This is a genomic window from Lysobacter sp. yr284 (genome assembly GCF_900107375.1).
Classification (GTDB): Bacteria; Pseudomonadota; Gammaproteobacteria; order Xanthomonadales; family Xanthomonadaceae; genus Lysobacter.
Map to the genome: position 1 here is coordinate 71391 of NZ_FNPT01000005.1, position 11893 is coordinate 83283.

At 70.1% G+C, this 11893-nt stretch carries 9 protein-coding genes and 1 pseudogene; 5 read left to right on the forward strand and 5 right to left on the reverse strand.

Features of this window, described 5'->3' with window-relative positions; genetic code table 11:
• Positions 1 to 110 precede the first annotated feature (110 nt).
• Positions 111 to 2171 carry a TonB-dependent receptor family protein gene (locus tag BLV01_RS10275; RefSeq protein ID WP_091798457.1) on the forward strand — a complete coding sequence of 687 codons (2061 nt, stop codon included), beginning with the start codon at positions 111 to 113 and terminating at the stop codon, positions 2169 to 2171.
• Between the two features lie 24 nt (positions 2172 to 2195).
• Here BLV01_RS10275 and BLV01_RS10280 read toward each other — a convergent pair whose 3' ends face one another.
• From BLV01_RS10280 to BLV01_RS10300, 5 genes and pseudogenes are all read right to left on the reverse strand, one after another.
• Positions 2196 to 2687: a hypothetical protein gene (locus BLV01_RS10280; protein ID WP_091798459.1), complete on the reverse strand. Its 492-nt coding sequence runs from the start codon at positions 2685 to 2687 to the stop codon at positions 2196 to 2198.
• 295 nt (positions 2688 to 2982) lie between these two features.
• A complete protein-coding gene (locus tag BLV01_RS10285) occupies positions 2983 to 5241 on the reverse strand; it encodes a DUF5916 domain-containing protein (protein WP_091798462.1) in 2259 nt (752 codons plus the stop codon).
• A gap of 480 nt (positions 5242 to 5721) precedes the next feature.
• A complete protein-coding gene (locus BLV01_RS10290) occupies positions 5722 to 7179 on the reverse strand; it encodes a DUF3734 domain-containing protein (protein ID WP_091798464.1) in 1458 nt (485 codons plus the stop codon).
• Between the two features lie 130 nt (positions 7180 to 7309).
• Entirely contained in the window at positions 7310 to 8095 is a 786-nt protein-coding gene (locus BLV01_RS10295; RefSeq protein WP_091798467.1) for a 3-hydroxybutyrate dehydrogenase, read from the reverse strand.
• A gap of 492 nt (positions 8096 to 8587) precedes the next feature.
• Positions 8588 to 9052: pseudogene (locus tag BLV01_RS10300) on the reverse strand (SET domain-containing protein-lysine N-methyltransferase); the annotation flags it as partial.
• 239 nt (positions 9053 to 9291) lie between these two features.
• Between BLV01_RS10300 and BLV01_RS10305 the strand changes: the two are divergent.
• The 4 genes from BLV01_RS10305 to BLV01_RS10320 are packed head-to-tail and all read left to right on the forward strand — an operon-like array spanning position 9292 to position 11893.
• Entirely contained in the window at positions 9292 to 9771 is a 480-nt protein-coding gene (locus BLV01_RS10305) for an SUF system Fe-S cluster assembly regulator (RefSeq protein WP_091798469.1), read from the forward strand.
• A gap of 16 nt (positions 9772 to 9787) precedes the next feature.
• Entirely contained in the window at positions 9788 to 11263 is a 1476-nt protein-coding gene (sufB, locus tag BLV01_RS10310; RefSeq protein ID WP_091798472.1) for a Fe-S cluster assembly protein SufB, read from the forward strand.
• On the forward strand, positions 11260 to 11463 hold the full coding sequence (locus BLV01_RS10315; protein WP_091798475.1) for a hypothetical protein: 204 nt from the start codon (positions 11260 to 11262) through the stop codon (positions 11461 to 11463). The genes sufB and BLV01_RS10315 overlap by 4 nt, the downstream gene beginning before the upstream one ends.
• A 49-nt stretch (positions 11464 to 11512) precedes the next feature.
• On the forward strand, positions 11513 to 11893 hold the full coding sequence (locus BLV01_RS10320) for a hypothetical protein (RefSeq protein WP_139178600.1): 381 nt from the start codon (positions 11513 to 11515) through the stop codon (positions 11891 to 11893).

An 11893-nucleotide genomic window follows, 5' to 3' on the forward strand; every position in this document is an offset into this window, starting at 1 on the left:
GCGGTGTCGCGGCGCGAACGGCCAGGTCCGATGGCGCGGCATTTTGCCGCATCTGCGCGTGCGGACCCGGCACTAGGCTGGCCGACATTTTCCCGCGGCCAGGACCTCGCATGCGCATCGTCACGCTTTCGCCGGTTTTGCTGTCGCTGGCCTTCGCCGGCGCCGCCCATGCGCAGTCCGCCGCCGCCGAGGCGACCACGCTCGACCGCTTGCGCGTGCACGGCCAGCGTCCGACCACGGTCGCCGCCCCGGCGCAGGCGCGCGAGCGCCTGGCCCAGCGCGCCGGCGCGACCGCCTGGATCGATGGCGAGTCCTACCGCGGCGGCCGCGTGAGCACGCTGACCGATGCGCTCGGTTACGCGCCCGGCGTGTTCGTGCAGCCGCGCTTCGGCGCCGAGGAAGCGCGATTGTCGATCCGCGGCTCGGGCCTGCAACGCACCTTCCACGGCCGCGGCCTGGAACTGCTGCAGGACGGCAGCCCGCTCAACCTCGCCGACGGCGGTTTCGATTTCCAGGCGGTGGAGCCGCTGAGCGCGCGCTACATCGAGGTCTACCGCGGCGCCAACGCGCTGGAGTACGGCGCGGCCACGCTCGGCGGCGCGATCGATTTCGTCTCCCCGACCGGCTACGACGCCGCGCCGCTGCGCGCGCGCATCGAAACCGGCGCGTTCGGCTATCGCCGCGGCCAGTTCGCCGTCGCCGGCGCCGTCGGCGCCGCCGACGGCTACGCCAGCCTCAGCGGCCTGCGCCAGGACGGCTTTCGCGACCACGCCGCACAGGAAAACTATCGATTGTTCGCCAACGCCGGCTACCGCTTCGGCGACAGCCTCGACGGGCGCGTCTACTTCACCCATGTCGATACCCGCTCGGCCCTGCCCGGCAATCTCACCCTGGCCGAATCGCGGCGCGATCCGCGCCTGGCCGCGCCGGGCAACCTGTCGCTGGACCAGCGCCGCGACTATCGCCTGGACCGTCTCTCCGCCCGCCTGGCATGGTCGCCTTCGGCCGCCGGGACGCTGACGCTGTCGGCGTACTACGCCGACAAGTCGCTGCACCATCCGATCTTCCAGGTGTTGCGCCAGGACAGCCAGGACTACGGCCTGGACCTGCGCTGGCGCGGCCGCTACCAGGCGCTCGGCCTGCGCCACGACCTGGTCGCCGGCGTCGCCTACGCGCAAGGCGACGTCGACGACCGGCGCTGGTTCAACCTCGCCGGCCGCGCCGGCGCGCCGAGCAACCGCTTCGACCAGCGCGCGCGCAACGCCAAGCTGTACCTGGAAAACCAGAGCTGGCTGTCGCCGCAGTGGGCGCTGTCGCTCGGCGCGCAGGCGCTGCGTTCGCAGCGGCGCTCGCGCGATCTGCTGATCGCCGGCGGCCGCGACGAAAGCTTCGACCAGCGCTACCGCGGGGTCAGCCCCAAGCTCGGCCTGCGCTACCTCGCCGGCGACGGCCTGCAGCTGTACGCCAACCTCAGCCGCAGCCTGGAACCGCCGAGCTTCGGCGAACTCAGCGGCGGCCCCGGAGTGACGCCGGTGGACAAGCAGCGCGCCGACAGCGGCGAGTTCGGCCTGCGCCTGCAACGCGACACCCTGTCGCTGGATTTCGCCGTGTACCGCGCGCGCATCCGCGGCGAACTGCTCTCGCTCAACGACCGCGACGGCAATCCGCTCGGCACCGTCAACGCCGGCCGCACCCTGCACCAGGGCGTCGAGTTCGGCGCGGGCTGGAACTTCGCCCGCGCCTGGACGCTGTCGGCCAACTATCTCTACAACGACTTCCGCTTCGACCGCGACCGCGTCTACGGCGACAACGCGCTCGCTGGCGTGCCGCCGCAACAGTTGCGCGCGCAGCTGCGCTGGTCGGCGGACGAACGCCTGTACATCGAGCCAAACCTGGAATGGGCGCCGCAGGACTACTGGATCGACCACGCCAACAGCTTCAAGGCGCCCGGCTACGCGGTGGCCGGCCTGCGCGTGGGCGGGCGCATCGCCGCGCAGTGGAACTGGTTCGCCGATGCGCGCAACCTCGCCGGCCGCAAGTGGATCGCCAGCACCAACGCGATCGCCGATGCGCGCGGGCAGGACGGGCGCAACGTCCTGCCCGGCGACGGGCGCGCGCTGTATGTCGGGCTGGAATGGTCGGGCGAGCGCAGCGCAGCGCGCGGCGACTGAAGCGCGGCCGCCGCGCGCATGCGCTCAGTTCCAGCAGCTGCTGGGCTGGTCGATCACGGTGATCCAGAAGCGCGTGGCCGCATCGATGTTGCCGTAGGCCTGCCAGCCCCAACCGCCGTCGCCGTCGTGGTGGCCGGCCATGCGGTAGCCGGGGCCGAACTCGGCGCGGCAGAACGCATCGGCTTCGCCGCGCGACTTGAACGAATCGCCGCGCACCGCGCGGCTCAGGGCGATGTTGCCCTTGGCCCAGCCGTTGTAATAGTCGGTCGGCACCGGCGAAGGCGCGCCGTCCTGGTTCAGGCACAGCACCGGCAGGCGCGCCGAACACACGGTGTCGCCCCGGTAGGCGTCGCATTCGGGCGAAAAGCAGGCGACGCGATCCACGCCGTTGGCGTGGCCGGCCTTGCGCCAGGTCACGCCCTTGCCGCCGGCGGCGACGGCGGAAAACGCGATCAGGCTCAGCGCCAGGGTGCAGCCGGCGATACGGGCGGCACGGCGTATGGCACGAACGTCCATGGACTTGCTCCTTGTCGGAGGTAGGCGGGGACGCCGCCGCCCGCGTGCGCGCACGGCCCGGCGAGCGGCCGTGCGCGCGCGGGGAGACGCGCGCCGGCACGCGCAGGGGTTGGCGTGCCGGGGCGAACGTCTAGCACCGCCGCGCGCGCCGAACCGGTACTGCTAAGCCCTTTGCCGGCCGCATCGGCGATCCCAGGCGCGCGGTCACACCCCGCGCGCGCGGCCGATACCGGAACATCGACCCGCGCCGCGTTCGCGCGCCGCTACCGTCGTCGTCGCCTGCGCGCGACGGCGGTCAAATCTCGAACCGGTACGACAGCTTGACCAGCAACTGCTCGCTGTCGCGCAGGCCGAACGCATCGCCGAACTCGCTGCCGACGTCGCGCCGCCGCGCGCCTTCCTCGAACATCTCGCCGCCGCGCACGTAGGCGATGTACAGGTACGACAGCGGCGCCAGTTCGTAGCGGTAGCGGACCTGGAAGGCGAGATTGCGCAGGCTGAAGTCCGGCACCGCCTCGTCCACCGGCAGCGGCCGCCCGGCGCCGTCGACGCGGTAGACCTGGCGCCGGCGCGCGTCCACCGCGATGGTCTCCAGCCGCACCCGCAGCTCCTGCCTGTCGTCGATGAACCACTGCAGGCCGCCGTTGAGGCTGAGGATGTCGGCGCGGAAATCGGCGATGCGGTTGTCGCCGCGCCACAGCAGCCAGGCCGGATCGTGGTTGTATTCGAGCCCGGCGAACAGCAGCGTGCGGTCGCTGACCTGGTAGCTCGGCTCCAGGTACAAGGTGGCCCGGCCCTGCTCGAGATCGCCGAGCCCGTCGGCCTTGTAGTAGGCCTCGGTGTACAGCGACCACGGGCTGTTGCCCTGGCGCGGGCGCAGGCGTTCGTAGCTCAGGAAGCCCTTGGCCGGCATCCGCACCACGCCGTGGCCGCGGGTCAGCAGATCGTCGTGGCCGCCGCTCCACAGCGAGGCTTCGACGAACTCGGTGCCGCCGTCGCGCATGTTGCTCTGGCGGTTGACCGCGACCGCGTCGGCGATGCGCACGCCGTCGTCGCTGTAGCGCCGCGATACGGCGAAGTGCCAGTCCTGGCCGGCGTAGGCCGAGTCGGCCGGCAGCGCGGTCGTGCGCTTGGCCAGGTCGTAGCGCAGGTAGTTGAAGTTGTTGCGTTCCAGGTAGCCGAAGTCGTTGAGCATCAGCTCGCGCCCCAGGTGCAGGCCGTACAGTTGCTGGCGCCAGCCGCCGCCCATGTCGTAGTCCACCCGCAGCTGCGCGCCGCTGTCGCGCCGGTTGCGCCCGCGCTGCTGCACGTCGGACGCCACCACCGTGCCGCGCAGCGACCATTGCGCGTTCGGCGCCCAGCGCTGGTCGAATTCGTAGACGTTGGCGGTGCGGTCCTGGAACGGCCGCTCGACCCGGGTGGCCATCGCGCCCAGGCCGAAGCGCTCGAAATCGCGGGTGACGCGGGCGGCGTAGAAATCGCGGCCGGCCGCGTCGCCTTCGCTGGCGGCGAACACGCCGTAGTTGAGCCCGGCGGCGCTGCCGTTGAGCTTGATCGCCGCGGTCACGTCGCCCGAACCGTGGCCGTCGTCGGCCTGGCCGCCGACGCGGCGGGTGTAGATCAGCCGGCTGTTGTTGTACGAACCGAACGGCACGTCGAAGAAGCCCTGGTTCTCGGTGAAGAACGGGCGCTTGTCGCTGAAGAAGCTCTCGGTGGCGCTGAAGTTGACGGTCAGCTCGTCGCTCTCGACCTGGCCGAAGTCCGGGTTGACGGTGGCGCTGAGCTGGAACGCGCCGCTGGGTTTCCAGAACAGGTCGAAGCCGCCGTCGACGTCGCTGGCGTGGCCGACCGCGTCGCCGATGCCGACCACATACGGGGTGATCGCCAGCAGCGATTGCCGGTAGGCCGGCACCTCGACGCGGTTGAACGCGCTCAGGTAGCGCGCTTCGGTGTAGTGCACCGCCGGCCACGACAGGCGCTCGCCGCTGGACGCGACGACCCGGTCGAGCTGGATGCCCAGGGTGCGGGTGCCGTCGGCGCCGCCGCGCATCGGCGCGATGTGCCAGGGGATCAGCATCTCGGCCGACCAGCCCTGCTCGTCTTCGCTGGTGGCGTGCAGCCAGTGGCCGTCCCAGTCGTTGTTGAAGCGGTTCTCGTTGGTGACGGTGGCGTCGGTGATGCTGTTGGCCAGGGTCACGGTGAAGTTGTAGCCGGTGCGGCCGTCGCCGTCGAAATCGACGTAGAGGTTGACCCGGTCGACGGTGCCGTCGCCGTCGCGCTGGGTGTGCTGGCGCATGCGCGGCACTCCGGCCGGCTGGGCGTTGCGGAACGCCACGGCCAGGCCGCGCTCGGTCGCCATCAGCCAGGCCTGGGTCGGCAGCCGGCCCGGCTCGCGCGAGAGCGGCTGGGTATGGCGGAAGTCGTCGATGCGCTGGGCGCCGGCCCACTCCTGCGGGTCGATGCGCCCGTCGATCTCCACGGCGTGCGCGCATGGCGCGAGCAAGACGATGGCGCAGGCGGCGGCCAGCAGGCTGATGGTGCAACGATGGCGCATGGCGCGCTTCCCCGGACGGCGTGGACCGTTGCGGGCGAACGGCGCCGCGCACGGGTCGCGGCGAACGGCACCGCGACGGCGCGCAGACTAGCGGCGCGGCGGCTTTGCGCTAACTGGCGTAAGTCATGGCAACCCTCGGCGTTCGCGGCGCATCGGAGCCATGGGAGCGGCGCTCAGGCGGGCGCACGGCCGCGGCATGACAAAGGTCAAGCGGCGCAGGCCGCGGCGTCATTCCTGCAGGAGCGGCGCGAGCCGCGACCGCGGAGCATCGGACTCGCGCCGTCGGCGTGAACGAGCGCGGTCGCGGCTTGCGCCGCTGCTACAGGGGGCGACCGTGGTTTCGTACCCGACTGTAGGAGCTGCGCGAGCTGCGACCGCGGTAGGACCGGTTGCGTCGCAGCCGCGGTGTCGCGGTCGCGGCTTGCGCCGCTGCTACAGGGAATAACGCCGAAGCGGCCGGGCACAGCGGTACCGACGCGCTCAGGGCGCGGTCGCGTCGTGCGCCACGAACGCCGACTCGCCCAGCGGCAGTTGCAGCCAGTCCGGATGGCTCAGCGCCCGCGCGATGTCGCCCTGCCCCGACAGCCAGTGCTCGCGCATCGCCACCCGGCCGAACTGGTAGTCCTTGAAATGGCCGATCTTGGCGCGGTCGCGGTAGATCAGATGGATCACGCTGTAGCGGCGGTCGCAGGCCAGTTCGGCCGCGTGCTGAGCCCAGGGGTTGCTCGCGCGCACGTCCTCGGGGATCTCTTCCAGCAGTTCGCGCAGCAGCCGGCGGTAGTGCTGGAACACGCGCTGGGTGTCGGTGATCAGGCGGGTGCGGCTGGAGTACTGGATTTCCTTCTGCCGTTCGGCCACGTCGAGCAGGTTTTGCGGCAGCTCGCCGCGCGCGTTCCACAGGTCGACCTGGAACACCAGGGTGTCGCGGCGCGGGCTCGCGGTCAGCACCTGCGACAGCGGCGTGTTCGAGACCAGCCCGCCGTCCCAGTAGAACTCGCCGTCGATCTCGATCGCCGGGAACGCCGGCGGCAGCGCGCCGGAGGCGAGGATATGGCGCGCGTCCAGGCGCATCTGGGTGTTGTCGAAATATTCCAGGTTGCCGGTGCGCACGTTGACCGCGCCGACGCTGACGCGGATGCCGCCGTGGTTGAGCCGGTCGAAGTCGACCAGCCGCTCGAGCGTGGCGATCATCGGCGAGGTGTCGTAGAAGCTCGCCGCGGCGGGGCCGGGCTGGCCGCCGGCCCACAGCGACGGGTCGGGGCCGAGCCAGGCGCGCGGCTGGTAGAAACCGCGCTGGCCTTCGATCAGCGCGCGCCAGGCCTCCCAGGTGTCGAGCCAGGCGCGGGTGTCGGCGTCGATGCCGTCGAAGCGCGCTTCCTGGCCGAGCGTGGTCGCCGGGAACAGGTTCGGGCGCGAGATCGTGTCCCAGAACGCGCGCAGCGCGGCCATGCGCCGGTCTGGCGGGTTGCCGGCGATGATCGCGGTGTTGAACGCGCCGATGGAGATGCCGGCGATCCAGTTCGGCGCGATCCCGGCTTCGAACAGGCCTTGGTAGACGCCGGCCTGGTAGGCGCCGAGGGCGCCGCCGCCCTGCAGCACCAGGGCGATGTTCTCGGGCAAGGCGGGCGCGGCGTCCTGCACCCGCCGCGCCGATTCGCGGGTGGCGCGTTCGGTGGCTTCGGCGCGGCGCGCCTGGCGCGGGGTCGCCGGGGCGGGCCCGGCCGCGCGGCGGGCGCGGGCCGGCGGCGCAGCGGCGCGCGCGGCGGCGGGCGGACGCTTGGGCGGTTCCTTGCGCGCCGGGGTCTTGGCCGGCGGGTCTTGCTTGGCCGGCGTCGCCGGCTTGGGATCGCGCTTGGCCGGCGCGGACGGACGGGGATCGCGCTCGGCCGGCGCGCGCGCGGCGCGGGCGGCGGTCTTGCGGGAACGCGGAGCGGGCATGGTGGCCTCCGATCGTGGCGGCCGGGTCGTGGCGGCCCTGGGCGGGAGGGCCTTCAGGCCCGATGCCTGTGTTCCCATTCCAGCGATCGGATCGGGAGGCATCGGGCCTGAAGGCCCTCCACGCAGCGGTTTACTGCATGTACCAGCCGTGGCTGACCACGAAGCTCTGCCCGGTCAGCGCCGCGCTCGGGAACTCGGCCAGGAAGCGCACCGTCTGGGCCACGTCCTGGACCGTGGTGAACACGCCGTCGACGGTGTTGCCGAGCATGACCTTCTTGATCACCTCGTCCTCGCTGATGCCCAGTTCCTTGGCCTGCTCGGGAATCTGCTTGTCCACCAGCGGCGTGCGCACGAAGCCCGGGCAGACCACGTGGCTGCGCACGTTGTGCTTGGCGCCTTCCTTGGCCAGCACCCGCGACAGGCCCAGCAGGCCGTGCTTGGCGGTGACGTAGGCCGACTTCAGCGGCGAGGCCTCGTGCGAATGCACCGAGCCCATGTAGATCACCACCCCGCCCTTGTCGCCCTTGTACATGTGCGGCAACGCGGCCTTGGTGGTCAGGAACGCGCCGTCGAGATGGATGGCGAGCATCTTCTTCCAGTCGGAGAACGCGTAGTTCTCGATCGGATTGACGATCTGGATGCCGGCGTTGGACACCAGGATGTCGATGCCGCCGAGCTGCGCGACCACCTGCTCGATGCCGGCGTTGACCGCGGCCTCGTCGGTGACGTCCATGGCCACGCCGATGGCGCGGCCGCCGGCGGCGGCGATCTCGTCGGCCACCGCCTGCGCGCCGGCCTGGTTGAGGTCGGCGATGGCGATGGCGGCGCCGGCGCGGGACAGCTCGAACGCGATTTCCTTGCCGATGCCGCTCGCGGCCCCGGTGACGACGGCGACTTTGCCTTGGATCGAACTCATGGAACCACTCCTGGACGATGCGGAAGACGATGCGGGAAGCGCGCGCCGCGACGGCGGACCGGCGGCCATTGTCGCCGCACCGCGTTATCGCGGCGTGGCGGCGAACGCATCGCAGTGTCCTGGCGACGCGGGGGCGTCGGGAATCGGACCTTCGTACGCGGGGGAAGTTGCGCGGGGAGTTTGCGCAATCGGCCGGTCCGGACGTAGCCGGATGCCCCAGCTGCAGGAGCGGCGCAAGCCGCGACCGCGAAAACGAAGCGCCGGCGAAAGCCCAGCTTCTTACGCTTCACCCGGCCTGTGGGCCGGCCGGGACGTACGCAAGGCATCCGACTTGCGCGGACGCCCCATTGGCGCAGTCGCGGCTCGCGCCGCTCCTACAGGCAGCGGCCGCCGCCTCGCGCGGACCCGTCAGTCCTTGTTCTTGCCCTTCTTGTCCTTCTTTTTCTTCTTGTCCTTCTTCTTGTCCTTGTCCTTCTTCTTTTTCTTCTTGTCTTTCTTCGGCTGCAGCATCGTCCCGGTGCAGTCCGGCGAGCCGCAGCGGCACTCCCAGATCTTCTTGAGTTCCTTGGTGTGCTTCTCGGCCAGGGTGATGCCGTAGTTGTAGGACAGCTCCTCGCCCGGGACGATGTCGCGGATCGCCTCGATGAACACCTGGTCCAGGCGGCGGTCGTCGCCTTCGTCCTCGTTCAGCACCGCCTCGCAGTTGGGCGAGCAGCTGTGATTGATCCAACGCGCCGTATTGCCGTCGTAATTGGCGTCGATCACGTACTCGTCGTTGAGGGTGAACAGGAAGGTGTGGCCGGAGTCGGCATCGCCGGTGTCGCCGGCGTCGGCCTCCTCGTGGGTGCGGCGGCGGCCCTTGTACTCGATGACGCGTTCGCCCTTGGCGATCGGGGCGACGGCGAATACACCGTTGCCGTGGATGGCTGAACGACGGGCGGCGATCTTGCGCGGCATGACGATTTCCAAAATGACGAACCGGCATTCTCGCCTGCCGGGGGCGTCCGCCGCTATCGCCGGGGTCGCTTTTTCCGCCGCGTTCATGCCGATGCGCGTCGCCGCGCCGGGCTGCGGAGCCGGGCGCCGCGGCGTCGCCCAGGCCGCTGAATCGCGCAAAACCCCCGGCTGGCCCCCGGCGGAATAAAACCGTACAATTTCGGTACGAATTCAAGCCAGCCCTCAGCGCCCCCACGCCGATGCTCCGCGTCACCAAGCTCACCGACTACGCCACGGTCGTCCTGACCGTCCTGGCGGCCCAGCACGACCGCGTCCTCAGCGCGGCCGAACTGGCCGAACGGGCGGGCCTGGAAGCGCCGACGGTCAGCAAGGTGCTCAAGCCGCTGGCCCAGGCCGGGCTGGTCGAGGGCTTCCGCGGCGCCAACGGCGGCTACCGGCTGGCCCGTCCGGCCGACGAGATCGGCCTGATCGAGATCGTCGAGGCGATGGAAGGCCCGCTCGGCATGACCGAATGCAGCCTGCACGAAGGCCAGTGCGGCCTGGAGCGCCAGTGCGGCGTGCGCGCCAACTGGCGCTGGATCAACGACGTCGTGGTCGAAGCGCTCAGCAACGTCACCCTCGCCCAGATGCTCGCGCCCGCCCCGGCTTTCGCGTCCCCACTTTCCACCGAACCCGCCGCCACCGCCAAGCGCATCGACCTGCGCCTGGCCGGCGCATAGACAGTAGGCAGCCGCCATGGCCACCGACATCAAGACCGCGCCCGCGCAGGCGGGCGACCTCGCCAATCGCGAGATCCACGAGCAGCTCGGCCGCCGCTACGAGGCCGGCTTCGTCACCGACATCGAGTCCGACAGCCTGCCGCCGGGCCTGGACGAAGACACGGTGCGCGCCCTGTCGGCGAAGAAGAACGAGCCGCAGTGGATGACCGACTGGCGCCTGGCCGCCTACCGCCATTGGCTGACCATGCCGATGCCGCACTGGGCCAAGCTCAACATCGCCCCGATCGACTTCCAGGCGCTGAGCTACTACAGCGCGCCCAAGGCCAAGTACAACTCGCTCGACGAGGTGCCGCAGGAGCTGATCGACACCTACGACAAGCTCGGCGTGCCGCTGCACGAGCGCGCGCGGCTGGCCGGCGTGGCGGTGGACGCGGTGTTCGACTCGGTCTCCGTCGGCACCACCTTCCGCAAGGAACTGGCCGAGAAAGGCATCGTCTTCTGCTCGATGTCCGAGGCGATCCGCGAGCACCCCGAACTGGTGCAGAAGTACCTCGGCAGCGTCGTTCCGGTCGGCGACAACTACTTCGCCGCGCTCAATTCGGCGGTGTTCTCCGACGGCAGCTTCGTGTTCATCCCCAAGGGCGTGCGCTGCCCGATGGAGCTGAGCACCTACTTCCGCATCAACGCCGGCCACACCGGCCAGTTCGAGCGCACCTTGATCGTGTGCGAGGACCAGGCCTACGTGTCGTACCTGGAAGGCTGCACCGCGCCGATGCGCGACGAGAACCAGCTGCACGCCGCGGTGGTCGAACTGGTCGCGCTGGAAGACGCGCAGATCAAGTACTCCACGGTGCAGAACTGGTATCCCGGCGACGAGGAAGGCCGCGGCGGCATCTACAACTTCGTGACCAAGCGCGGCGAATGCCGCGGCGCGCGCAGCAAGATCAGCTGGACCCAGGTCGAGACCGGTTCGGCGATCACCTGGAAGTACCCCTCGTGCGTGCTGCTGGGCGACGACTCGGTCGGCGAGTTCTATTCGGTCGCGCTGACCCACCACCGCCAGCAGGCCGACACCGGCACCAAGATGATCCACGTCGGCAAGCGCACCAAGAGCAAGATCGTCAGCAAGGGCATCAGCGCCGGCCGCGGCCAGAACACCTACCGCGGCCTGGTCAAGGTGGAGAAGAGCGCCGCCGGCGCGCGCAACCACACCCAGTGCGACAGCCTGCTGATCGGCAAGAAGTGCGGCGCCCACACCTTCCCCTACATCGAGGTCAGGCACCCCGACGCCACCGTCGAGCACGAGGCCACCACTTCCAAGATCAGCGAAGACCAGCTGTTCTACTGCCGCTCGCGCGGCATCGGCGAGGAAGACGCGGTGTCGATGATCGTCGACGGCTTCTGCAAGAGCGTGTTCCGCGAGCTGCCGATGGAGTTCGCGGTCGAGGCCAAGAAGCTGCTGGAAGTGAGCCTGGAAGGTTCGGTCGGATGAGCGCGGGCGTCGTGCGCACCTTGCGTTTCGTCGCCCCGGACGAGCAAAACGCCGGTTCGTCGCGCTATTGGCGTTCGCGTCCGCTGGAAGAGCGCTTGCAGCAAACGCTGAACCTGCATCGCGAGGGCAACGAGTTGTTCAAGAACGGCAATCCGCCCTTCGCCTACGTCATCGAGTTGCGCGATGTCCCGGCTCCCTGACGACTGGCGCGACTTCCTCGCCGCACTGGGCGCGAACGGCGTGGATTACATGTTGGTCGGCGGCATCGCCCTCGGCGTGCATGGGCATGTGCGATACACCCAGGACATGGGCGTCTGGTTCCGCGGCACCGAGGACAACGCACGCCGGCTGATCGGCGCGCTGCGCGACTTCGGTTTCGCCGACCTGCAGGCCGAACCGGCCGCTTTCTGCGCTCCACGCGCGATGCTGGTCCTGGGAACGGAACCGAACAAGATCGAACTGATCAACTTCGCCGATGGCGTGGACTTCGACGAATGCTTCCCGAACCGGCTCATCGTGCCGCTCGCGGGAACCAGCGTCTCGGTCATCGGAATCGACGATCTGCGCAAGAACAAAAAGGCCGTCGGCCGCCTGCAGGATCTGGCGGACCTGGAACGGCTCGACGACTGA